The 22,083-nt window shown below is 63.7% G+C and carries 23 protein-coding genes; 9 read left to right on the top strand and 14 right to left on the bottom strand.

What is annotated here, in order from left to right:
- Positions 1-123: 123 nt before the first annotated feature.
- Complete coding sequence (locus tag ACFQ6H_RS25520; RefSeq protein WP_378649355.1) at positions 124-954, bottom strand: hypothetical protein; 831 nt, start codon at positions 952-954, stop codon at positions 124-126.
- A 604-nt stretch (positions 955-1,558) separates the two neighbouring features.
- Between ACFQ6H_RS25520 and ACFQ6H_RS25515 the strand changes: the two genes are divergently transcribed.
- The 4 genes from ACFQ6H_RS25515 (at position 1,559) to ACFQ6H_RS25500 (ending at position 4,182) form a co-directional block, all read left to right on the top strand.
- The gene (locus ACFQ6H_RS25515) at positions 1,559-1,855 is read left to right on the top strand and encodes a WhiB family transcriptional regulator (protein WP_003940939.1); all 297 of its coding nucleotides are present in this window, start codon (positions 1,559-1,561) and stop codon (positions 1,853-1,855) included.
- A 165-nt stretch (positions 1,856-2,020) separates the two neighbouring features.
- Positions 2,021-2,686 carry a fasciclin domain-containing protein gene (locus ACFQ6H_RS25510; RefSeq protein WP_007728616.1) on the top strand — a complete coding sequence of 222 codons (666 nt, stop codon included), beginning with the start codon at positions 2,021-2,023 and terminating at the stop codon, positions 2,684-2,686.
- A gap of 88 nt (positions 2,687-2,774) precedes the next feature.
- Positions 2,775-3,443: a sigma-70 family RNA polymerase sigma factor gene (locus tag ACFQ6H_RS25505; protein ID WP_378649354.1), complete on the top strand. Its 669-nt coding sequence runs from the start codon at positions 2,775-2,777 to the stop codon at positions 3,441-3,443.
- 1 nt (position 3,444) lies between these two features.
- Positions 3,445-4,182 (top strand): anti-sigma factor domain-containing protein, encoded by a 738-nt coding sequence (locus ACFQ6H_RS25500; RefSeq protein WP_378534419.1) that lies wholly within the window; start codon positions 3,445-3,447, stop codon positions 4,180-4,182.
- A 72-nt stretch (positions 4,183-4,254) separates the two neighbouring features.
- Here the strand turns inward: ACFQ6H_RS25500 and groL are convergent, their stop codons facing one another.
- A complete protein-coding gene (groL, locus tag ACFQ6H_RS25495; protein WP_378447794.1) occupies positions 4,255-5,865 on the bottom strand; it encodes a chaperonin GroEL in 1,611 nt (536 codons plus the stop codon).
- 86 nt (positions 5,866-5,951) lie between these two features.
- A complete protein-coding gene (groES, locus tag ACFQ6H_RS25490; RefSeq protein ID WP_003940763.1) occupies positions 5,952-6,251 on the bottom strand; it encodes a co-chaperone GroES in 300 nt (99 codons plus the stop codon).
- A gap of 233 nt (positions 6,252-6,484) precedes the next feature.
- Here groES and ACFQ6H_RS25485 point away from each other — a divergent pair, with 233 nt between their 5' ends.
- The gene (locus ACFQ6H_RS25485) at positions 6,485-8,200 is read left to right on the top strand and encodes a TIGR03767 family metallophosphoesterase (RefSeq protein ID WP_378649352.1); all 1,716 of its coding nucleotides are present in this window, start codon (positions 6,485-6,487) and stop codon (positions 8,198-8,200) included.
- Positions 8,201-8,219: 19 nt separating this feature from the next.
- Here the strand turns inward: ACFQ6H_RS25485 and ACFQ6H_RS25480 are convergent, their stop codons facing one another.
- Positions 8,220-8,780, bottom strand: coding sequence for a potassium channel family protein (locus ACFQ6H_RS25480; RefSeq protein ID WP_378534425.1), 561 nt, complete (start codon positions 8,778-8,780; stop codon positions 8,220-8,222).
- Between the two features lie 161 nt (positions 8,781-8,941).
- Here ACFQ6H_RS25480 and ACFQ6H_RS25475 point away from each other — a divergent pair, with 161 nt between their 5' ends.
- Positions 8,942-10,531, top strand: coding sequence for an Hsp70 family protein (locus ACFQ6H_RS25475; RefSeq protein ID WP_378649350.1), 1,590 nt, complete (start codon positions 8,942-8,944; stop codon positions 10,529-10,531).
- A 20-nt stretch (positions 10,532-10,551) separates the two neighbouring features.
- Here ACFQ6H_RS25475 and tsaD read toward each other — a convergent pair whose 3' ends face one another.
- The 7 genes from tsaD to ACFQ6H_RS25440 form a co-directional block, all read right to left on the bottom strand.
- A complete protein-coding gene (tsaD, locus tag ACFQ6H_RS25470) occupies positions 10,552-11,589 on the bottom strand; it encodes a tRNA (adenosine(37)-N6)-threonylcarbamoyltransferase complex transferase subunit TsaD (protein ID WP_378649348.1) in 1,038 nt (345 codons plus the stop codon).
- Positions 11,586-12,080, bottom strand: a complete 495-nt coding sequence (gene rimI, locus ACFQ6H_RS25465) for a ribosomal protein S18-alanine N-acetyltransferase (protein ID WP_378549971.1) — start codon at positions 12,078-12,080, stop codon at positions 11,586-11,588. Before rimI ends, tsaD begins: the two co-directional genes overlap by 4 nt.
- A gap of 8 nt (positions 12,081-12,088) precedes the next feature.
- Positions 12,089-12,742, bottom strand: coding sequence for a tRNA (adenosine(37)-N6)-threonylcarbamoyltransferase complex dimerization subunit type 1 TsaB (tsaB, locus tag ACFQ6H_RS25460; RefSeq protein WP_378549929.1), 654 nt, complete (start codon positions 12,740-12,742; stop codon positions 12,089-12,091).
- A 78-nt stretch (positions 12,743-12,820) separates the two neighbouring features.
- Positions 12,821-13,312: a tRNA (adenosine(37)-N6)-threonylcarbamoyltransferase complex ATPase subunit type 1 TsaE gene (gene tsaE / locus ACFQ6H_RS25455; RefSeq protein WP_378649346.1), complete on the bottom strand. Its 492-nt coding sequence runs from the start codon at positions 13,310-13,312 to the stop codon at positions 12,821-12,823.
- Positions 13,302-14,354, bottom strand: a complete 1,053-nt coding sequence (locus ACFQ6H_RS25450) for an alpha/beta fold hydrolase (RefSeq protein ID WP_378549926.1) — start codon at positions 14,352-14,354, stop codon at positions 13,302-13,304. Before ACFQ6H_RS25450 ends, tsaE begins: the two co-directional genes overlap by 11 nt.
- Positions 14,351-15,553, bottom strand: coding sequence for an alanine racemase (gene alr / locus ACFQ6H_RS25445; protein WP_378649344.1), 1,203 nt, complete (start codon positions 15,551-15,553; stop codon positions 14,351-14,353). The genes ACFQ6H_RS25450 and alr overlap by 4 nt, the downstream gene beginning before the upstream one ends.
- A gap of 55 nt (positions 15,554-15,608) precedes the next feature.
- Entirely contained in the window at positions 15,609-17,042 is a 1,434-nt protein-coding gene (locus ACFQ6H_RS25440; RefSeq protein ID WP_378649342.1) for an NAD(P)H-hydrate dehydratase, read from the bottom strand.
- 38 nt (positions 17,043-17,080) lie between these two features.
- Between ACFQ6H_RS25440 and ACFQ6H_RS25435 the strand changes: the two genes are divergently transcribed.
- On the top strand, positions 17,081-17,452 hold the full coding sequence (locus tag ACFQ6H_RS25435) for a plastocyanin/azurin family copper-binding protein (protein WP_378649340.1): 372 nt from the start codon (positions 17,081-17,083) through the stop codon (positions 17,450-17,452).
- 53 nt (positions 17,453-17,505) lie between these two features.
- On the opposite strand, the gene glmS is transcribed toward ACFQ6H_RS25435, so the two are convergent.
- Positions 17,506-19,368, bottom strand: coding sequence for a glutamine--fructose-6-phosphate transaminase (isomerizing) (gene glmS, locus ACFQ6H_RS25430; RefSeq protein WP_235171742.1), 1,863 nt, complete (start codon positions 19,366-19,368; stop codon positions 17,506-17,508).
- A gap of 112 nt (positions 19,369-19,480) precedes the next feature.
- Here glmS and ACFQ6H_RS25425 point away from each other — a divergent pair, with 112 nt between their 5' ends.
- The gene (locus tag ACFQ6H_RS25425; protein WP_283303192.1) at positions 19,481-20,320 is read left to right on the top strand and encodes a dienelactone hydrolase family protein; all 840 of its coding nucleotides are present in this window, start codon (positions 19,481-19,483) and stop codon (positions 20,318-20,320) included.
- A gap of 6 nt (positions 20,321-20,326) precedes the next feature.
- Positions 20,327-20,515: a hypothetical protein gene (locus tag ACFQ6H_RS25420; RefSeq protein WP_378649338.1), complete on the top strand. Its 189-nt coding sequence runs from the start codon at positions 20,327-20,329 to the stop codon at positions 20,513-20,515.
- Positions 20,516-20,561: 46 nt separating this feature from the next.
- On the opposite strand, the gene ACFQ6H_RS25415 is transcribed toward ACFQ6H_RS25420, so the two are convergent.
- Entirely contained in the window at positions 20,562-21,695 is a 1,134-nt protein-coding gene (locus ACFQ6H_RS25415; RefSeq protein WP_378649336.1) for a hypothetical protein, read from the bottom strand.
- On the bottom strand, positions 21,692-21,997 hold the full coding sequence (locus ACFQ6H_RS25410; protein ID WP_378549907.1) for a hypothetical protein: 306 nt from the start codon (positions 21,995-21,997) through the stop codon (positions 21,692-21,694). The genes ACFQ6H_RS25415 and ACFQ6H_RS25410 overlap by 4 nt, the downstream gene beginning before the upstream one ends.
- Between the last annotated feature and the right edge of the window lie 86 nt (positions 21,998-22,083).

Genomic DNA, 22,083 nt, shown 5'->3' with positions numbered 1-22,083 from the left:
GCTCTCAGCGGAACCCTCTAAGAGTAACCATCCGGACCGGCTGGTCTCCGCATGCCCGCCCAGCAGTCGCGATATCGAATCAGCCCTGTCTGGAATGTTCTCCGGACTCTTTCGGCGAAGCGGCTAAGACAAAGGGAGGAGTGATCCACCTCGCATCGCGATCAGATCGCCGATCTCACGGGCACTCGGTGAGGTCCTCCCACCGCTCACACCCTCGATCAACATCGACGACGCCCAGGCCAGGGGCAGCAGGCCGTACTGCTGACACCGTGCGAGCACATCCACTGCCGACTCCACGGCAGCGCTCGGGTCTGTTCCGGTCAGGGCGGCGCTACGCAAGAGACCCGACTTCACGCGGTGCCGGACAGACTCCGATTCCCCTGACAATTCGACGGCGCGTTCTGCGTGTCTGCCGGCGCGCGTGAAGTCACCTCCCGCCAGCGCCAGTTCCGCCGAGACCCATTCGATCCGAATTTCCTGCCGCCACAGCCAGCCCTCGTTACCTAGACGCGCCCGACATTCCGCCAGCAGGCGCCAGCCGAGCGGGAGCCTGCCACAGCCGAGGGCGTCTGCGGCCAGACCGGTCAGCGCATCACAGGCAGCCTCCGGGTTGACGGGCAGGCCGTCGACTATCGCCAATGCACGCCCGTCCCACGTGGCCGCGAGCGCATGGCGTCCGCTTTGACGAAGAAACGACGCTCTAGTGCTGGCAGACAGAGAGGCAAGGACTCGATCCGAATGCGTCGAGAACCCCGACGTGCGCCGGTCCAGGACATCCAAGGCCGCCCGCGCTCTGGCGTAGTGCCCCTGACCACCCAGAACCACTGCCGTTGTCCACCAATCCCGGGTGGAGCCGGGCTCCGGGAGCCGGTCGAGGTCCGGATCCGCGCCGAATGCGGCGGACTCGAGGGTCCTGGATCGTACAGATGCTTCAGGGCGCGCAGGTGTCGACACAGGTAGATCATTGCAGCAGCCCTTGCAGACAAGCGCCCGACCAATGCCGTGAGTCGCACAAGACGCGAAAAGGCAAGTTTGTCGGAGTTAATCAGATATTCAACTGAGATTTGCCAAATGTACTCGTAATGATATTTAACGGGCATATATCCGTGACGTTAACTGCGCATTACTTATTGGACAGATGTCCTAGTTGAAACTGGGGCACTAAGTCCCGAAATGGAGTGAAACCTCGTTCGCTCAATATCGGACAAATGACGCAAACCGAGCTAAACGACGGAGTGATTTCGCCAGGCGATCAGCAGCAAACATATCCCTGATCTGTGGGTTTCGCATCTCGAGCAGCCAAGTTTCTCGCTCGGCACCTCGATCAACCCGATTCCGACATCGGCGCAGCACAACGCACGGAGGACCCGAAATGTAAATATATACTTCGTTAACTCTCGCATTTCGATATATGCCGATCGCCACTGAACGAGCCTATTGACGCGATTTACTCAGCACCCTTACGGTTAGCAAGCGTGAACGATTCAGAAGGCCCGGATAACCTCCGGGCAACTTGGTCCGCTCGTTGATCAACGCGAGCTTGCAGTAAGGAGTCAACATGCCTGCACCGAATCACCTTCCAGGCCCCAACGCAGACATCTGGGACTGGCAGATGCACGGTCTGTGCCGCGGAGTCGACTCCTCGATGTTCTTCCATCCCGATGGCGAACGCGGTAGAGCACGTGCCCAGCGCGAAACCCGCGCGAAAGAAATGTGCCGTCAGTGCCCGGTACTGATGCAGTGCCGCAGCCACGCGCTGACCGTCGCCGAGCCGTACGGCATCTGGGGAGGAATGTCGGAAACCGAACGTGAACTACACGCGCGCCACCGTCGCACCACTCGCATAGCGTCCTGATACGCGCAGGTCGAGAGCACAAGGCCCCCGAGAGTATTCGGGGGCTTTTGCATGCCCACACCAGTTCGTGAAAAGAATTTCCGACACCGACCCATCCTGTCGACAACCGACTCCGAATGCCTTCTGACAGTGCACCTCAGCACATCCCTTCAGGAAGGCAGACCCATGAACACCTCTACTCGAGTTCTGGCAGTCACCGCAGCAGCTTCTTTCGCCGTCTTCGGCGTCGTCGGTTGCTCCTCCGACGACAACGATTCGTCGACCGACACGTCCAGCGCCGCCATGACGTCTTCTGCCATGGGATCGAGCATGTCTCCCAGCAGCGCGATGGCGGAGCCTGCTTCCGATCTGGTCGGTGCCGGTTGTGCCGACTATGCAGCAGCAGTGCCGAGCGGCGCCGGATCGGTCAGCGGAATGGCCCAGGATCCGGTTGCCACAGCGGCATCCAACAATCCGTTGCTCACCACCTTGACCGCGGCAGTCTCCGGCCAGCTCAACCCGGACGTCAACCTGGTCGACACTCTCAACGGTGGCGAGTTCACCGTCTTCGCACCGATCGACTCGGCATTCGCCAAGATCGACCCCGCCACGATCGACAGCCTCAAGACGGACAGCGCCACGCTGACCAAGATCCTCACCTACCACGTGGTTCCCGGCCAGATCGCCCCTGACGCGATCGACGGAACGCACCCCACCGCCGAGGGCGGAACGGTTACCGTCACCGGATCCGGTGACAACATCAAGGTCAACGACGCAACCGTCGTCTGCGGTGGAGTCAAGACCGCAAACGCCACCGTCTACCTCATCGATTCGGTGCTGATGCCGCAGTAGTCCCCACCTGCTGTGCGCCTTTGTTAACCCCCCGCGGTTAATAAAGGCGCACAGCGGGCAACGGCGGGCCGAGAGAAAAGAACCGGACATGCACGCTACGGTTGTACGCGATGAAGCGAGACAACTCTTCGTGAGCGAGCCAGACCATGCGTCGGATGCGGCCGAGGCATGCCCGACGGACAATTCTGCGGCCCGCACCGCGCGAATCGTGGAATCACGCGAGCTGGCAGTGGTCCTCGCGAAGGTTGCCGGCGGCGACCAGAGCGCCTTTGCCGAGTTCTACGACCGAACCAGCTCCCGCGTCTACGGCATGGTTCTGCGTGTACTCCGTGATCCAGGCTTCTCCGAGGAAGCTGTCCAAGAGGTCTATCTCCAAGCCTGGAAATCGGCCGACAGCTTCGATCCGGCCAAGGGGTCCGCACTCTCCTGGCTCCTGACGCTCGCTCACCGCCGCGCGGTGGACCGCGTCCGCTCCGAACAGTCGAGTTCGGATCGACAGGCTCTCTACGACACCACGAATGCGACTCCCGAGTTCGACGTCGTCAGCGACGAAGTGACACGAAGAGACGAGCATCGTGCTGTCACCGACTGTCTCGAAACGCTGACGGACACTCAGCGCCAATCGGTGACTCTCGCCTACTACGGCGGCCGAACCTACCGCGAGGTGGCCGAAGATCTCGGCGTGGCGATTCCCACGATAAAGTCGCGAATTCGCGACGGACTACTGCGCCTACGTGGATGTTTGGGGGTGATGTGAGATGGACGAAGAGCTGATCGACTACGCGTACGCCTACGCGATCGATGCGTTGGACCTCGACGAGCGCCGTGAGGTCGACAGACGACTTGCCACTTCGGACTCCGCGACCCGAGCCGAATTCGACGCCCAGGTCCGACTCACCGCCGAAACCATGGCTGCGATGACCGTTGTCGATGCCGTCGAGCCCCCTCCGTCACTGCGCAGCAGTGTCCTCGCCTCCATCTCGGAACAGACCGCTGCTGCCGACGCCCCGATCTCGCTGGCCGAGCGTCGTAACCGTCGACGCCCGTGGACCATGGCGCTTGCCGCGGCCGCCGCAGTCGCAATCCTGGTCGGCGGCATCGGAATCGGACGCACGCTGTCCGACAACACACCGCCGCAGAACGCCGCATCCGAGATCATGGCAGCACCCGACGTTCATGCCACCACGCGTGAGATCCCAGGCGGCGGTAGTGCCACGACGCTGTTCTCCCCATCCGAAGACGCGGCAGTTCTCGTGATGAACGATGTGACTCCCCCGAGTCCGGATACCGTGTACCAGATGTGGCTGGTGCCGGGCGATGCCGACAGCACCACGATGATCCCGATGGGGACGATGGCTCCGGGCGACGTCAAACCCACCACCCAGGTGGTGCTCGACGGCATCGGCCCGAACACGAAGTTGGCGTTCACGGTCGAGCCGCCCGGCGGATCGCAGCAGCCGACGAGCGAGCCGTTCGCAACGATCCCGCTCATCTGATCGCCAGACGAAAAGATCCCCCACCGGATTCCGGTGGGGGATCTTTTCTTTGTCGAAACTACGAGCAGCGACTTAGTGGCTGTGACCGTGTCCGGTGTCGGCAACTTCCTCGGTCGGCTTCTCGACGACGGCGCTCTCGGTCGTGAGGATCATGCGCGCGACGGAAGCGGCGTTGACCACTGCCGAGCGAGTGACCTTGACCGGGTCGACGACGCCGTCGGCAAGCAGGTTGCCGTAGGTGAGGGTGGCAGCATTGAAGCCTTCGCCCTTGGTCATCTCGGCGACCTTGCTGACAACGACGGAACCGTCGATGCCTGCGTTGCTGGAGATCCAGAACAACGGAGCGTTGAGGGCTTCACGGACCACGGCAACGCCGGTGGCCTCGTCACCCGACAGTCCGAGGTTCCCGATCAGAGCCGTACCGGCCTGAACGAGAGCCGATCCGCCACCGGGGACGATGCCCTCGGCAACTGCAGCCTTGGCTGCGTTGACCGCATCCTCGACGCGGAACTTGCGTTCCTTCAGATCGGTTTCGGTGGCTGCGCCGACCTTGATGACGGCCACGCCGCCGGACAGCTTCGCCAGACGCTCTTCGAGCTTCTCTCGGTCCCAATCCGAATCGGTGTTCTCGATCTCGCGACGCAGCTGCGCAACGCGGGTCGCGATGTCGTCAGCGGTACCTGCACCGTCGACGATGACCGTCTCGTCCTTGGTGACGACAACGCGGCGAGCGCTACCGAGCAATTCGAGGCCGGCTTCCTTGAGGGAGAGACCGACGTCGGTGTTGATGACGGTGCCTGCCGTGACGACTGCGAGGTCGTCGAGGAATGCCTTGCGACGATCACCGAAGAACGGCGCCTTGACGGCGACGGCCTTGATGGTCTTGCGGATGGAGTTGACCACCAGGGTGGAGAGAACTTCACCCTCGATGTCCTCGGCGATGATCAAGAGCGGCTTGCCGGATTCGGCAACCTTCTCGAGCAGCGGCAGGAAATCGGGAAGTGAGCTGATCTTCTCGCGGAAGAGCAGGATCAGCGCGTCTTCGTAGACGGCCTTCTGCGCATCGATATCGGTGACGAAGTAAGGCGAGAGGTAGCCCTTGTCGAACTGAACACCTTCGGTGACAACGAGTTCGGTTGCAACGGTGGAGGATTCCTCGACCGTCACGACGCCGTCGGTTCCGACACGGGTGAGTGCCTCGCCGACGAGCTTGCCGATCTCTTCGTCACGCGAGGAGACGGTGGCGACCTGAGCGATCGACTTCTCGCCCTCGACGGGGGTGGCTGCGGCGAGCAGTTCCTCGACGACCTTGTCGGCTGCGGCGTTGATGCCGACGCCGAGAGCCATCGGGTTTGCGCCCGCTGCGATGTTCTTGAGTCCGCCGCGGACGATGGCCTGGGCCAGGACGGTCGCGGTGGTGGTGCCGTCGCCGGCAACATCGTTGGTCTTGGTGGCGACGCTCTTGACGAGCTGTGCGCCGAGGTTCTCGAAGGGATCTTCGAGTTCGATCTCACGGGCGATGCTCACACCGTCGTTGGTGACGGTGGGGCCGCCGAATGCCTTGGCGAGCACGACGTGGCGTCCACGCGGGCCCAAGGTCACCTTGACGGCGTCGGCAAGCTTGTCGACTCCGGCTTCGAGAGCGCGGCGTGCGGTCTCGTTGAACGCAATTTGCTTGGACATCTGTTCTGTCAGCTCCTGAATCTTCGGGGCGTGAACGCATTCCGCCCCGGGATCCTGTGTGGACTCCGGGGCGGATCACGTGTGTCTTACTTGGAGACGACAGCCAGCACGTCGCGTGCCGACAGGATCAGGTATTCCTGGCCGGCGTACTTGATCTCGGTTCCGCCGTACTTGGAGTAGATGACCGTGTCACCCTCCTTGACGTCGACCGGGATGCGGTTGCCCTGCTCGTTGACGCGGCCTTCGCCGACTGCAACGACGGTGCCCTCCTGGGGCTTTTCCTTGGCTGTGTCAGGAATGACCAGGCCGGAAGCCGTCGTCGTTTCAGCCTCGTTGGCCTGGACGAGGATCTTGTCCTCGAGCGGCTTGATGTTGACGCTCGCCACGATGAGCCCTCCACTTTGGGGTATGTGCGTCCGAGGCGATCCTCGGACAGCTGTTTGGGTATGCCGTTTACGGCGCGTCACTGCAGTCCCGTCGTCGCGGGTGCCGGAACTCGATCAGCGCCAATTGGCACTCTATACGTGAGAGTGCCAACCCTCAAGGACTGGGCGCATTTTTCTCTTCGTCCAGAGCGAAACAGGACAACCGTCCACCACGTTCACCTATTGTTCACTTCGTGACGAACATCAATCGCCGTAGTTTTCTGACCTTCGCCGGACTCGGCGCCGTCGGCGCGGTCAGCCTTGGCAAGCCGTGGGGCCTGCAATATGCAGGCGCGTCGACCATTCCGACGTCAGGTCCTGGCACCACTCTCGAGTCCGTGTCCACCCCCGTCAGCAGCAGCGGCTACACCAGGCTCACTGCCGGGCCCGGTTGGGCGAACATCGTGCGCAGCGAGTTGGCCGAGCCGAAGTCAGGACGCGAGGATCGCCGCACCGCACTCGCCTCGCTCGTACAGCTGACCGACGTCCACATCGTCGACGCCCAGTCCCCCATGCGATTCGAGTACGTCCACCAGATCACCGGCTCGGCGTTCCGCCCACAGGAGACCCTGACGGCGCACGGGCTGATTTCACTTGTCCGACGAGTCAACTCGATCGGCAGTGGCCCACACACGTCGCGACCCTTCGATGCCGTTGTCACCACCGGCGACAACACGGACAACAAGGAATTCGCCGAACTCGACTGGTTCCTCACCTCCCTCAACGGTGGAACCGTCGTCGCCAACACCGGCGCCAAGGATCGCTACGAGGGTGTGCAGAACTCGGGCGCGGATCTCTACTGGAACCCTGAGTCACCGATGCTCGACATGTACAAGAAGGCCGGTTTCCCCGAGATCCCCGATTTCTTCGGTGCCACTTTCACTCCCGTGTCGAGCCCCGGCCTGAACACGCCTTGGTACTGCGTGTTCGGCAATCACGACGATTCGGTGTCCGGCACGGTGCCCAGCGGCATCCCGCCGCTCGAGGCGATGTACACGGGATCTCTCAAATTCGAGGTGCCCGGTTCACCGGAGCAAGCCAAACAGATCGACATCGCCACCAAATTCGATCCCAGTGCGATTCCCGGAATCCTGTCCGCCTTCACGACGCCGCCGCGCCAGGTCACCCCCGACCCGTCTCGCGCGCCGTTCACACCTCGGCAGTTCATCGCCGCGCACCTTGATCCGGCGCACACCGGCCCCGGCCCCGTCGGGCACGGTTTCGCCCCCGACGCCGGAGAAACGGGTATCGGCTACTACTCGTTCGAAATCGCACCGGGCGTTGTCGGCATCAGCATGGACTCCACCAACCGCGCGGGCTTCGTCGACGGTTCGTTGGGCGCCGCTCAGTTCCAGTGGATCGAGAACACCCTGCGCGCCGGCAGCAGCACTTACTACGACGCAGCGGGCTCTCGCGTCACCGAGTCGCGTAGTGACACCTACTTCGTACTGTTCAGTCACCACACGAGCGACACGATGGACAATCTCATTCCCGACCCCGAGAACATCCTCGAGCCGCGCTTCCGCGGTTCACAGCTTCTCGACTTGCTGCACCGCTTCCCGAACGTGCTCGCCTGGGTCAACGGACACACTCACGAGAACAAGATCACCCCGTGGCCCGGCGCGACCCCCGAACAGGGCTTCTGGGAGATCAACACCGCCTCGCACATCGACTACCCGCAGCTCGGGCGCATCGTCGAGATCGCAGACAACCACGACGGAACGGTGTCGTTGCTCGCGACGCTTTTCGAGGCGGAGAGCCCCAATTCCGCCGACTACAGCGACAAGTCGGCAGCCGGGCTCGCCTCGCTGTATCGGGAACTGTCGTTCAACGACATCCACCGCGACCCGAAGTTGACCGGTACCGGCGTCGATCAGAACGTCGAATTGTTGGTTCACACCGGACGATGATCCCGATTGCCGCAGTGTCCTAGGCGATTTCAGGTCCGCTCGAACTCGAGCGGTGCGCTTTCGCCCACGACACTGCGGCAACCACGAATCGAACACCGAACCCGATCAATACCAGATTGCAGATGATCTGCAGGCTCACAAGTCCCCTGGCCAGATCCGTTTGCGCCGCGATGTCGCCGAAACCGACGGTCGAGAAGACGGACAGCGAGAAATACAGCGCCGCCATCCGTGACAGAGGTTCGGTGAAGCTGCCGGCGCTCGCATGCTCGACCGAAAAATAGGTGATGGACACCAACAACAAGTACGTCGGCATGACCACCGCCACAGCTTCCACCGCCTGCAGGGAAGGCACGTCGGAACGCAGAATTCGCCACACCTGCCAGGTGGTCACGGCAAGCACCGCCACCCCTCCACCGATCAGCAGGAAGATCGCACCCGCCGTGTGAACGTCGATCCACGGCAGGAAGAAATACGCGCATCCGAAGGCGATCACCGTCAGCGTGGGTCGAAGCACCGCGCCACGGATCAGCGCGCGTCGCCGCTCCCCGTCGATGTGGGGAGAATTGCCTTTTTTCTGCATGAATCAATGATCGACAATTTCCCAGGTAAAACCACCCTTTCGGTCCGAAATGAGCATCACGGAGACGAAAAGCACTGAGCAATCCTCACGAACCTTCTGTAACGTTCATATAACGGCGGTCGATTGAACATTGACCGGTATTGACTGCGAGGAGGTGCGCGATGAGTTGTTCACTGGGAATTTCCACTGGATCTTCCGGTGTCTATTCAGCCCTCGTCGACACCGATACCAGCACAAATGCGCCAGGAGCCGTGCCTGCCGAGACCCGATTCGTCTCGGCCGATCAGGCCAATTCCAACGTCGGCGACCTCGTTCGCGCTTCCATCAAGCTGATGACGACGCAGGTAACGGACGGATCTGCGGCGCCGCGCTCCATCGGTGTCAGCTATCGCACGGACGACCAGCTCGCGAGTATCAGGTCTTCGCTCTCCCGCTCGCCGAAGCAGGTCCGTGCCATCCCCGAACCTGCCGCCGTACACGCCTACCTTGCCGAGACCGGGAAGACCGAGCGGTACGACACGACAGCTCAGGTGGATGTCGGAGATCAGGGCCTGACGGTGTCCGTCGTCGACCACACCGGTGAAGTTCTGCATTCCGACCGTATCGACGCCCTCGCGGGGGCCGGGATCGACCGGGCTCTCGTCGAGTTCGTCACGGAGAAGGCCGCAGGGCACCTGCGCCGCTACACCGACGCGGAACTACTTGCCGCCCGGTGCCACGTCGCGAAGGAACAACTGTCCACGGCCGCCAAGGTCACCATCGACCTTCCCGTCGATGCGATGTCGATCTCGCGCGACGAGTTCGAGGCCATCATCGCCCCGGACATCGAGCGCGCCGTCACCTTCATCCGTGAGGTCGTGAACGGCTCGCCGCGGCCCGTCGGTGCCGTCGTACTCATCGGCGGTGGTGCACACATTCCAGCCGTGCGCTCCGCTGTCGCCGCTGCCGTCGATCTCCCCCTGGTCGAGATCGACGAGCCTGAGACTGCGGCAACCAAAGGTGCTGCGCTCCTTGCTGATTCGATCACCGCAATCCGCTTCCCCTTGTTGGGCTCCGGAACTGCACAGCGCTCTGGATCCACGGCCAAGGTCTCCGGCGCTCTGATCGGCGCGCTCGTCGTCGGCGGACTGGTACTCGGTTACGGCGCAAAGGAATTGGTGCCGACCGATGACACCGCAGTATCGCCCGTCGGAACCGGTTCGACCACGACGACGGTGAGCCCCGAAGCGACGCTGAGCACCGGTTCGACGATCATCCCGTCTCATGACCCCCTACCTTCGGTAGCGGGTAGCACGTACCCGCAGTACGGGTATCCCACAACACCGTTCGACTCACAGCCGTACGGCACGCACACGTACACAACGCATCAGTACACGCTTCCGCCGGCGCCGATACCCGACACCTCGACCACAACCGCGCCGCCGACCACGACAACAACGACTCCCAGTTGGCCGACCATCCCCGGAATCACACTGCCCGATCCGCCGGCATGGTGGCCGACGCTCCCGGACACGGAGGCGACGCCTCCGATCGATCCGACCGAGGGAAACCCGGGCGGCGGTATCGGCCCGGGCGAGAGCGGCGGCGAAAACCCGACGACACCGGAAAATCCCGGATCCGGTTCCACCGAAACGGAAATCACGACCCCCGGTGGGAGTAATCCGACGACAAAGCCCGGTGAACCGAACATCGCGACGCCCGAACCGGGTGCCGCGACCACACCGGATCGGGAACCGGCCCCAGTCGGTTGATTCTCAGCGCAGCCTGAATCTCAGCGCATCAACTGGCTGACCGAGACCGACAACCCCGGGTCGGTCGCAACACTCAGTTCCGAAGGGCCTGCGCCGTTCCCGATGAGGTGGGCGGCCAACGAAGCGATCATGACGCCGTTGTCCGTGCAGAGTCGAGGTTTCGGAATTCGCAACGTGATTCCGGCTTCGACGCAGCGCTGCTCGGCGAGCGAGCGGATACGTGAATTGGCCGTGGCACCGCCGCCGAGAACCAACGTGTCGACTCCGACATCCTTGGCTGCACGCACCGCCTTCATCGTCAGTACGTCGGCAACCGCTTCCTGGAACGAGGCAGCGATGTCCGGGATCGAAAAGGACTCGCCTGCGCGCTCTTTCGATTCGACATAGCGAGCGACCGACGTCTTGAGTCCCGAGAACGAGAAGTCGTGCCGCGAATCGCGCGGGCCGGTCATGCCACGAGGAAAGGCGATTGCGTTCCGATCTCCCTCTTGCGCAGCAGCATCGAGTGCCGGTCCGCCGGGAAATCCGAGTCCGAGCAGTCTGGCCACCTTGTCGAAGGCCTCGCCGGCGGCGTCGTCGACAGTCGTGCCCAGTTCGACAATGGGCTTACCCAGATCTTCGACGTGAAGCAGGTGCGTGTGACCACCCGAGACGAGCAATGCGACGCACGAGGGCAACGGACCGTGCTCGAGAGTGTCCACGGAGACGTGACCACCGAGGTGATTGACCGCATAGAACGGGATGTTCCATGCTGCCGCATAAGCTTTCGCGGCGGCAACACCGACCAGCAGCGCGCCGGCCAGGCCAGGTCCGATAGTGACGGCAAGTGCGTCGGGCTTCTCGATACCGGCGACGGCAAGGGCGCGGCGCATCGTCGGCACTATCGCCTCGAGGTGAGCCCGCGAGGCTACTTCTGGAACCACTCCGCCGTACCTGGCGTGCTGATCCACGCTCGACGCCACCTCATCGGCCAACAGGTCGCAGGTTCCGTCGCCGTTCCAGCGAACGATACCGACTCCTGTTTCGTCGCAAGAGCTTTCGACACCCATGACGATCATGCTTGCTGCTCCTCAGTTTCGCGGACACCGAGGACGGCGGGCCGTCGCATCGTGTACGCATCTGCCCCACTGGGCTGGTAGTACTTCTTTCGCGTTCCGACGATCTCGAATCCTTCACGCCGGTACAGCGCGATCGCAGGTTCGTTGTCGGTACGCACTTCCAGGAACACCGGGCACTGCCGTGAATCCGCCAGCGTCAGAAGCGCATCGAGCAACGCGCTGCCGATTCCCACCCGCTGAGCCGAAGGATCCGTGCCGATGGTGTGAACCTCGGCCTCCATGTTCGGCGACGCCCCCAACAGGGCGACTCCGGCGTAGCCGAGGACGTGACCGTCGGGTTCCCTGGCAACGAAGTAATGATTATGTGCGCCCGCAAGTTCCGAGACGAACGCTTGCGCACTCCAGGGTCCGTCGCCCGCGAATAACGCTCGTTCCAACTCCGCGCACCGTTCGGCGTCATCGACGTTCATCGGCTCGATGCTGTACTTCATCTTCTCTGTCACTTGCCACGTTCTGCGAGGGTCTTCGCATCCGGGCGTCGGAGGTACAGCGGCTCGAGCGGGGCAGGAACCGAGCCGGCCAGAATCTCGCGAGCAGCGACTGCCACCAACCCGGCCGGTGACGGTGTCTCAGCCGGTTCGACGGGAAGATCGAAGAAGTCCACATGTGAAGCGGATCCGGCAACCAGCGTCGAAGGCGAAGGATCAACATCGCCTGCGGAATTCACAGCCGGTCCTTCGACACGCGCACCGCCGTCGTAGCGCGCCCAATAGATCTCGCGACGCCTCGCATCGGTCACGACGAGCAAGCTCTCCGTGGTCGGTACCGCAGCCGCGATGGCGTCGAGGCTGCAGACGCCGTACACGGGAACACCGAGAGCATCGCCGAAGGCAGCGCCAGTCGCCATGCCGACCCGCAAGCCGGTGTACGGCCCCGGCCCGACACCCACTACGACGGCATTCAACTCGGCCGGCGTGAGCCCTGCCTCGGCGAGGCATTCGAGGACGTGAGGAGTCAGGACCTCGGCGTGCGCACGAGGATTGACCGTGACACGCACGGCAAGCGTCTCCACTGTGTCCGGTGACGAAGCCGACAGGGAGACGACTCCGGCAGTGACTGCCGGAGTGGAGGTGTCAATTGCGAGAACAAGCACGATTTCTCAGGGTACCCGCACGTGAAGAACTACTTCCGGCCTGGGAGGGTCACGACGGCTGTGACACCAAACTCCGTTTCACGACGTCCAGGCCCAGCTGGCCGTCCGCACATCTGATTCAGGTTCCCGATGAAGCTGCACTCGCAGGTGCCGTTCGACGAGCCTTTCCACAACGTCGCCACCCCATTCGACAACCACCACTGCGTCGGTGAGGTCGGTGTCGAGGTCGAGAGCATCGAGTTCGTCGAGTGCGTGCGGTCCGCTGTCGCCCAGTCGGTATGCATCGACGTGAATCATGCTGACGGGATCGCCGCCGCCGGGACGGGTGCCCGGTCGATGCTCACGGGCGATGACAAACGTGGGGGACGTCACCCGGCCCTGCACGCCGAGGCCCGCTCCGATACCGCGAGTCAACGCCGTCTTGCCTGCCCCGAGCGGTCCGTCGAGCACCACCAGGTCGCCGGCAACAAGCCCCGCCGCCAATCGTCGGCCGAAAGCCTCGGTGTCCTCGGTCGTTTCCAACGTGATCTGTCCGGATTCGGGAAGTCCGGTGAAGTTCTCAGCCGACATCGGACCGCTCTTCGACCTGCGCTCGCTGCACCAACTTGTCGATTGCGTCCGTCACGATCGCCGGGAACTCGAGCTGCACCAGATGGCCGGCCCCGTGAACTCGCACGAGTTCGGATTCGGGTAGATCGGCAGCGAGACGCTTGGAGCTGATGAACGGAATCATCATGTCTTGATCGCCGCAGATCACCACTGCTGGTGTGTGCGCGAGGACCTCGAGAGAAGCGGACTCGTCGTGCAGTTCCAACGTCCGCAGGAAATTCACGATGGTCACTACCGAGGTCCGATCGAGCATGCCGTCCGAGAGTTCATGCAGCCGCGGGCTGACATCGGTGCCGTACGACGCCGCGCGCAGGATCGGAGTAATCAGGACTCGCGCAGCGCCCCGGGCGTGCTGAACCACTCCCGGTGAGGTGCGCACTGCCAACCGAAAACCGTCGATGATCGGGTTCTGCAGATTGCGGGTCAGACCGGTCTCGGCCAGGCCTGCCGCCGTCGTCGCGACCAGCCCGACGCCGATGACGCGGCCCTCGAACCATTCGGGTCGCTGACCGGCGAGCGCGAGTACCGTCATACCGCCCATCGAGTGACCGACGAGAACTATCGGGCCCTTGGGTACCTTGGCCTCGACGACGGTCGCGAGGTCGCGGCCGAGCTGCGAAACCGTACAACTCTTCGAGCGCGGCATACCCGAATCCCCGTGTCCGCGCTGGTCGTAGAACACCATGCGAACCTTGTTGCCCCATCGCTCTTCGAGCTGGCGGCGCTGGAAGTGCCAGGACAGCGAGCTCAGGCAATATCCGTGCACGAAAACGACTGTCAGCGGAGCGTCGTCCGGTCCCACTTCGCGAACTGCCAGCTCGACGCCGTCCTCGGTGCGCACAGTGCTCTTGCGGTCGCGCGTCATGAGGTCGAAGTCCTCGTCGGCGTAGATTTCCCGGCCCGGACGCGTCGCGGTCTTGAATGCGTTCACGCCGGCCATCGACCCGAGCGCCACAGCGCTGAGCAGGCCACCGAGAATGCTCATCTTTCCTGCAGTCTTCATGACGTCTCTCCCCCGATGTACGTACGCACAGTGCGTCCACGTATTCCGGTCACGACCTCGTAGTGAATGGTGTCGAGTACGTCGGCCCAGGCCTGCGCGTTGGGTTCGCCGTGATCGCCATTGCCGAAGAAGATCGCGGTGTCGCCTTCGCGAACTCCGTCGCCGTCCGGCCCCAGGTCCACCAACACCTGGTCCATGCAGATACGCCCGACTGCCTGGCGACGCTTACCGCCCAACTGCACTTCGAACTTGCCGCTCAGCGAACGAGACAAACCGTCGGCATAGCCGACGGGCAGCAGCGCAAGAGTGGTGTCGTGCGGTGCGACCCACTGATGCCCGTAGGAGACGCCCTCTCCGGCGGCCACCTTCTTCACCAGAATCACCTTCGCTCGCAGCGTCATCGCCGGACGTAAACCGAAATCTCCGAGTTCGGGCACCGGAGACAATCCATATATCGCTATTCCGGGTCGAACCATGTCAAATCGCAGGTCAGGGCGGGTAACCGTCGCCGCCGAGTTGGAAAGATGAACAACTTCTGGGTCGAATCCGTGGGCACGGACGTCGGCAACCGCGTCGATCAGGCGTTGCTTCTGCATGTCGATGACGTCGTGATGTGGCTCGTCGGAGTGCGCGAGGTGCGAGAACACTCCGCGTAGCCGGATCGTGCCCTCGTCCCGGGCAGCGGCGAGGTCGTCGAGCATCTGCGGCCACTCGGTTCTCGATACGCCGTTGCGATTGAGACCGGTGTCCACCTTGAGCGTCACCGTCGCCGTTAGTCCCAGAACTCGTGCCGCGTCGACCACCGCAGCCAGGTGTCGCGGCGAGGAGACCCCGATCTCGACGTCCGAGCGGATCGCCGACGCGAAATCGGCGTCGACGCCGTGCAACCAGGCCAGGACGGGAGCGGTGATGCCTGCCTCGCGAAGAACCAATGCCTCGGCGATGGTGGTGACGCCCAGTTCCCGGGCTCCGGCTGAGAGTGCCGTCCGTGCCACCGCAACTGCGCCGTGGTTGTATCCGTCCGCCTTGATGACCGCCATCAACGCAGCATCCCCGGCAAATTCACGCAGGACTCGCACGTTGTGCGCGATAGCGTCCAGATCGACGACTGCCTCCGTCTGCGGCCCTACTGCGATGCCGAGTTGGCTCGACTTCCCCTCCGCAGGCTCCTTCGGTGCTCTTCCCTGGGCAAGCGTCATGGCGACAATCCTGCCACCCACACAGGATCGGACACGTGTTCGGGTTTGAACACACTCAGTTCTGGGCAAAAGAGCGGAGCACACGCACCGACTCGCGCAGTCCTCCCAGCAGGGGTGACGCCGAAATCGGTGCTCCGGCGACATCGCTCCGATCGCCCGCGGCGGCGATATTCGCCGCCAACGCGTGGGCCCGCGCGCCGACGGCCCCGGCTTCGAGAGGCCCCAGACCCGCAGCCAGCAACGCGCCGATCACGCCGGAGAGGATGTCACCCGAACCTGCCGTCGACGCCCAGGAGCCGCCGGCGTCGTTGACCAGGACCTCACCGCCCGGATCCGAGATCACCGTCGTATGGCCCTTCAGTAGCACCGTGACTCCGAGTCGTTCGGCAAGAGCACGCGTGGCTGCGATTCTGTCGTCGCCGAGAGGTGTGAATCGTGCGAACTCGCCGGCGTGGGGAGTCAGAAGTGTCGGCGCGGCCCGTGCTGCGACAAGTTCGGGACGCTGAGCCAGCAAGGTCAATCCGTCCGCATCGACGACAACAGGCACATCGGAAGCGAGTACCGACGCGAGAAGTCGCACAGCGGCATCGTCGGTACCCATACCGGGGCCGACCACCCACGCCTGAACTCGCCCCGCAGCCTCGAACGTCTCACTGGCGATCACCTCCGGGAACCTGGACAGCACCTCTGCGGCTCCGTGCCCGGCGTAGCGGACCAGACCGGAGGTCGCGGTCACCGCGGCGCCGGTACAGAGCACGCCCGCGCCCGGATACTGCTCGCTTCCCGCAACGATGCCCACCACACCCTGCGAATACTTGTCGTCGTCTGGACCAGGTACCGGCCACAGCGCGCCGACCTCGGCCGGATCGAGTGAACCGAACTCCGGTTCGCCGACGCTCAATCCGATGTCCACGAGTTCGACACGACCACACAGCGGAGCCGCGAGTACGTGTACCGGTTTGAGCGCACCGAAGGTGACCGTCACATCAGCGCGTACCGACGGACCGTCCACTGCGCCGGTGTTCGCGTCGACGCCGCTCGGCAGATCGACCGCCACGATCGGCGCATCCACCTGGCCGACAAGTTCAGCCGCATTCGGCCGCAGACCGCCGTGCCCGGAAATCCCGACGATGCCGTCGATCACCAGATCCGGCGACCCGACTTCGGCGGCGACTCGGCCACCGGCCTTCAGAAGAGCGTCGAGGCCCGCCCGATGAGCGCGGGCCGGGTCGAGCAGCACGGCACGGACACTCACACCTCGTTTGCGGAGCAACGCACCGGCCCACAGGGCGTCACCGCCGTTGTCGCCGGTACCGACCAGAAGCGTCACGGACCGATGTGCGACCGATCCTGTGCGCGAACGTAATTCGTCCGCGACGACTCGCGCGAGACTGTAGGCCGCTCGACGCATCAGTACCCCGTCCGGCAGCTTGTCGAGCAGTGGCGCCTCCGCTGCTCGCACCTGATCGGCTGTGTAGAACCCACGCATGTCGGAACCCTTCAGTTGCCGTCGCTACCCTCGGAACCATGAAATCACGTCTTCGCCCGGCAATCGCGGGACTCGTGCTCGCTCTCGGCTTGGTCGGGTGCAGTTCCACCACCGACTCCACACCACCGACTCCGGAAACGACGGCCAGCGGACCCGTGGTCACAATCTCCGGGATGGCGTACTCCCCCGCTTCCATCACCGTGAACGTCGGCGAGACGGTCACATGGGTGTTCGACGACAACGGAATGGCCCACGATGTCAGCGGTCTCGGTGACGCCAAGGGCAAACTCCGCAGCCCACTCAAGAAGTCGGGAACCTACACCTACACGTTCACCGAACCCGGAACCTACGACTACACCTGCACACCTCATCCCGAGATGCGCGGAACCGTCGTCGTTGCGGCGCAGTAACGCACTCGGGCCCCACAGTCTTTCGACTGCGGGGCCCGAGTTTTGGGCGAAAGCTATTCGACCGTAACCGATTTCGCCAGGTTACGCGGCTTGTCGACGTCGTATCCGCGCGCCGCGGCAACCTCGGCTGCAAAGATCTGCAACGGAACCGTGGACAGCAACGGCTGCAGCAGAGTCGGTGACGCCGGAATCTCGATCAGGTGATCCGCATGCGCCGCGGCGACGGTGTCGCCTTCCTCCGCGATGACGATCGTCGTCGCGCCGCGCGCCTTGATCTCCTGGATGTTCGACACCAACTTCGAGTGAAGCACAGCGCGACCCTGCGGCGACGGCATGACGATGATGACCGGCAGGCCCTCCTCGATCAGCGCGATCGGGCCGTGCTTGAGCTCACCGGCGGCAAAGCCCTCGGCGTGCATGTAGGCAAGCTCTTTGAGCTTGAGTGCACCCTCGAGCGCCACCGGGTAGCCGACATGGCGACCGAGGAACAGCACGGTCGACGCGTGCGCGAACTGGCGTGCCAACGCGCGCACCGGTTCTGCCGTCTCGAGTACCTTGCTGACCAATGCGGGCATCGCTTCGAGGTCGGCGTACTCGCGGGCGACCTCGTCCGGGTACTTGGTGCCGCGCGCCTGGGCCAATGCCAATCCGACGAGGTAATTCGCGGTCACCTGCGCAAGGAACGCCTTGGTGGACGCGACCGCGATTTCCGGTCCTGCCCGGGTGTAGAGGACGGCGTCGGCCTCACGCGGGATCTGCGCACCGTTGGTGTTGCAGATCGCGAGAACCCGTGCCTTCTGATCCTTGGCATGCTTGACAGCTTCGAGCGTGTCGGCCGTCTCCCCCGACTGCGAGATCGCGACAACAAGCGTCGAACGATCGAGAACCGGGTCGCGGTAACGGAATTCGCTGGCGAGTTCGACCTCGACAGGTAGACGCGTCCAGTGCTCGATCGCGTACTTCGCCAACAGACCGGAGTGGTAGGCACTACCACAGGCGACAACGAACACCTTGTCGACGTCGCGCAGTTCCTGATCGGACAACCGCTGCTCGTCGAGGACGATCTTCCCGTTTTCGAAGTGGCCGAGGAGCGTGTCGGCGACAGCAGTCGGCTGCTCTTCGATCTCCTTGAGCATGAAGTAATCGTGACCACCCTTTTCGGCGGCCGCGAGATCCCAGTCGATGCGGAACGGGCGTCCTTCTGCCTCGTTACCCGCGAAGTCGGAGATCCGGTAGCTGTCGGCAGTGATCACCACTGCCTGATCCTGTCCGAGTTCAACCGCATCGCGTGTGTGCTCGATGAATGCAGCGACGTCGGAGCCGAGGAACATCTCGCCCTCACCGACACCGACTACGAGCGGTGTCGAGCGGCGCGCGGCGACAATCGTGTCCGCGTGATCAGCGTGCGTGAAGACGAGCGTGAACGCACCTTCCAACCGACGAACCACCGACAGCGCACTCTCGATGAAATCACCTGCCGTCGGCCCCTGGGCGTACGCCCGGGCCACGAGGTGGACTGCGACCTCGGAATCCGTGTCGCTCTGCAGTTCGACGCCTGCAGCCTCGAGCTCCGCACGCAGCGGGGCAAAATTCTCGATGATTCCGTTGTGAACGACAGCCAGCTTGCCCGAGGCATCACGATGCGGGTGCGCATTGCGGTCCGTCGGACGCCCATGCGTCGCCCAACGGGTATGGCCCATACCGGACGTACCGACGAAGTGATCCGCACCGTACTCGCCGAGCTCCGCCTCGAGGTTGGCCAACTTACCGGCCTTACGCTCGATCTCGACCCCACCGGTTCCGTCGAGAATCGCGATTCCCGACGAGTCGTACCCGCGATACTCCATTCGTCGCAAAGCCTCCACCACAACGCCCAGAGCTGGGCGGTGGCCGACGTATCCCACGATTCCGCACATGGTGACTCAGGGTACTTGGACATCGGCGGTGGGCGCATTTTGCGGTTCCCGCACCTGGTTGCAGCGTCCGCTCCGCATACACGAGGCGGCTCATCGGATAACGTCTTCAACCGTGGCACCGAAACTGAAGACACTGACCCGTGAGCTGTCCAAGCGCGGCCCGCACCGAGTTCTCCGCGGCAATCTCGCCCTGGCCGGACAGCCGGGTGTCGTGTACACGCCGGAAACCGGTTTCAATCTCCCCGCCGTTGCCTTCGCGCACGGGTGGATGGTCGGGTCACACAAGTACGAGCAGACACTCCAGCACCTCGCTTCCTGGGGAATCGTCGCAGCGGCGCCCGACAGCGAACGCGGTCCGGTCCCGTCACATCTCGGATTGGCTGCAGATCTTCGGGCGACGCTCGACATCTGCGTCGGCGTCCGACTCGGCCCCGGCCAGATCAGCGTCCAACCCGATCGGGTCGCCTTTGCCGGTCACGGCATGGGCGCGGGCGCGGCGGTACTGGCCGCAGCGCAGCGCGGGGATGTCGGTGCGGTAGCCGCACTGTTCCCGGCCCCGACAGCACCCAAGGCAGAGAACTACGCGTCGAAGATCACAGCGCCCGGATTGATCCTCGCCGGCGAAGACGACGTCGATTCCTTGACCAGCAATGCCCGCCCGCTGAGCGTGGAGTGGGGCGGTCCCGTCGTCGCACGCACCGTGAACGACGGCCAAGACGCCGGACTGATCGAAGGCCGACGACTCCTCGGCGCCCTGGGTCTCGGTGGATCCGAGCGCAAGACACAGTCCGCCACACGGTGCCTGCTCACGGGCTTCCTGTTGTTCCATCTGACCGGCGACAAGAAGTACAAGGACTTCGCTGATCCCGACGTCGAGATTCCGCACACGGCGCCGTTGCTCCCGGTCGACCCTCACTCCGACGCGCGGGCCAGCCAACTGTTGCGTAAGTAGGGGTCTGTGCTCGCCACCGGCGGGCTCGGCTTCGTCGGCGTCGGCTCGGAGGCGGATCGCAGATACGGGCCGGCTCTCGCGGTCCCATCCGTGCCGTTCTCGGCAGATGTCGTTTCATACCGAGGCGACGGCGGCTCGTGGCGCGATTCCTCGCTCGCCGCGGCCGCTCTGCGCTCACGGAAGTCGTCGAGTTGAGAATCGAGGGTTCGACGGATCACTTCGAACGGCGCGTGCACGGACCTCACAGCGGACCAGCTCCGGCCAACTCCGCACCTGTCTCTCCGTCGGGGACCGCGATCGACTCGTCAGAGACTGTGACAGGCGGCTCCGGGTCCGGCGCGGGCGGGACTTCGGCGGTGGTTTCAACCGGCACCTCGGGCTGGGGAATATCACGCTGGGGTGTCGCGGGCTGGGACGCTTCTTGCGGGTGTGTCTCCTGCATGGCTGCCTCCTGACCGCCATCGAAAACTATTCTTGGCCAACCATTTTCGTCCAACTCCACGGTGACCGACACAGAGTTCCCGTCGGCGCCGGCGACATCGAGACTCACCCCACGACCGTCGGGCGCAATCGAGAAGCCCCACGTGTTGCCGCCGATCGAGAAAGAGATCGGCGCAGCCGCGGTGACGGATTCGTTCGTCTCGGCGACCGGCAAGGTCGACGGGAACGCGTCTGTCACCCACGCAGTCGCGGCATCGAAAGCATCACCTACCGCGCTCGCGCACTGCGCACACGCTCTGTCGAATTCGTCGCGAGCCTCCAGGTACGCCGAACGAAAAACTATGTCCAGCCAGGGCGTCGAGGCACCACCGCGGGAAGCGACGCGGACCAACTGGTCGATCTCCCCCGCACCCAGACCGCCGATGATCGCCCGGTCCAGGCTGGCCACCTTGAAAGCCTTGTCTGCCAGAGCCCTTCGAACAGTCTGTGCGAGTTCGTCGGCCAGCACGATCAACAATGGCGCCGAATCCGCATCGGACCGAGCTTCTTGCCGCGCCGCGAAGACCTGATCTACGACCGCGTCGACGTCGGAAACATTCCACACCGCAGGAAGACTCTCCACCAGAACCGTCAGCATCGCGATCTCCGCGACCGAACCATCCACCGCCCCAGCCATGTCCGAAACATCTCGCGCCAGGGGCTCGAAATCGATGCCGGCCTCTGCGCGGTACGAATACTCGTAAGACGTGAGAACTCGTTCTTCGAACCCCAACCGAGTGGCCAGGTCGTGAAATCGGTCGAAAAACTGCAGTCCGCGGGCGCCGGCGTCCAGAATCTCGTCGGAACGCACGAGTGAATCACGCAGTCCAAGAATGTCTTCGAAAGCGTAGTAGCCGTTCGGTACTGCCTGGGCTGTATGGCTGTTCGCTATCACGAGGCCGACCCGCCGGAGTCCCGCAACCGCTGCGCACCCTCACTGTCCACCTCGGCGATCACCTGAGCCGAGGAGGAAAGCCGGCGTCCCAGCGTATCGAGAAGGTCGGCACGCCCAGCCAATCGAGAATTCAGGGCCGCCAATGCCGACGCCAAAGCGGCTCCGTGCTCGACGTAGTCACGGCCCGAAACGGCACCGCTCCATCGCAAACGCCTGAGCGGTGCCGCAGAATCGCGCAGACCCTGAGCCACAGACACTGCGTGGCGTGCCAATTCGTCTGTTCCAGCACGGTCGACGTCCACGAGCGCCCCCAAGTGTCACCGGAACCACTCGCACGTCGAGCGGCCTTTGACTCCTTGGACGCAGCCGGGCGCAATTACGTTCCCTC

The sequence above is a fragment of the Rhodococcus sp. NPDC056506 genome, assembly GCF_042794945.1.
Taxonomy (GTDB): domain Bacteria; phylum Actinomycetota; class Actinomycetes; order Mycobacteriales; family Mycobacteriaceae; genus Rhodococcus_F.
The sequence above is the reverse complement of the archived record's forward strand: the minus strand, read 5'-3'. Positions and strand labels throughout refer to the sequence as shown.

Coding starts and splice junctions, on each gene's coding strand:
- ACFQ6H_RS25515 (WP_003940939.1), top strand. CDS start 1,559: ATGCCTGCACCGAATCACCTTCCAGGCCCCAACGCAGACATCTGGGAC.
- ACFQ6H_RS25510 (WP_007728616.1), top strand. CDS start 2,021: ATGAACACCTCTACTCGAGTTCTGGCAGTCACCGCAGCAGCTTCTTTC.
- ACFQ6H_RS25505 (WP_378649354.1), top strand. CDS start 2,775: ATGCACGCTACGGTTGTACGCGATGAAGCGAGACAACTCTTCGTGAGC.
- ACFQ6H_RS25500 (WP_378534419.1), top strand. CDS start 3,445: ATGGACGAAGAGCTGATCGACTACGCGTACGCCTACGCGATCGATGCG.
- groL (WP_378447794.1), bottom strand. CDS start 5,865: ATGTCCAAGCAAATTGCGTTCAACGAGACCGCACGCCGCGCTCTCGAA.
- ACFQ6H_RS25480 (WP_378534425.1), bottom strand. CDS start 8,780: ATGCAGAAAAAAGGCAATTCTCCCCACATCGACGGGGAGCGGCGACGC.
- ACFQ6H_RS25475 (WP_378649350.1), top strand. CDS start 8,942: ATGAGTTGTTCACTGGGAATTTCCACTGGATCTTCCGGTGTCTATTCA.
- tsaD (WP_378649348.1), bottom strand. CDS start 11,589: ATGATCGTCATGGGTGTCGAAAGCTCTTGCGACGAAACAGGAGTCGGT.
- rimI (WP_378549971.1), bottom strand. CDS start 12,080: ATGAAGTACAGCATCGAGCCGATGAACGTCGATGACGCCGAACGGTGC.
- tsaE (WP_378649346.1), bottom strand. CDS start 13,312: ATGTCGGCTGAGAACTTCACCGGACTTCCCGAATCCGGACAGATCACG.
- ACFQ6H_RS25450 (WP_378549926.1), bottom strand. CDS start 14,354: ATGAAGACTGCAGGAAAGATGAGCATTCTCGGTGGCCTGCTCAGCGCT.
- alr (WP_378649344.1), bottom strand. CDS start 15,553: ATGACGCTTGCCCAGGGAAGAGCACCGAAGGAGCCTGCGGAGGGGAAG.
- ACFQ6H_RS25440 (WP_378649342.1), bottom strand. CDS start 17,042: ATGCGTGGGTTCTACACAGCCGATCAGGTGCGAGCAGCGGAGGCGCCA.
- ACFQ6H_RS25435 (WP_378649340.1), top strand. CDS start 17,081: ATGAAATCACGTCTTCGCCCGGCAATCGCGGGACTCGTGCTCGCTCTC.
- glmS (WP_235171742.1), bottom strand. CDS start 19,368: ATGTGCGGAATCGTGGGATACGTCGGCCACCGCCCAGCTCTGGGCGTT.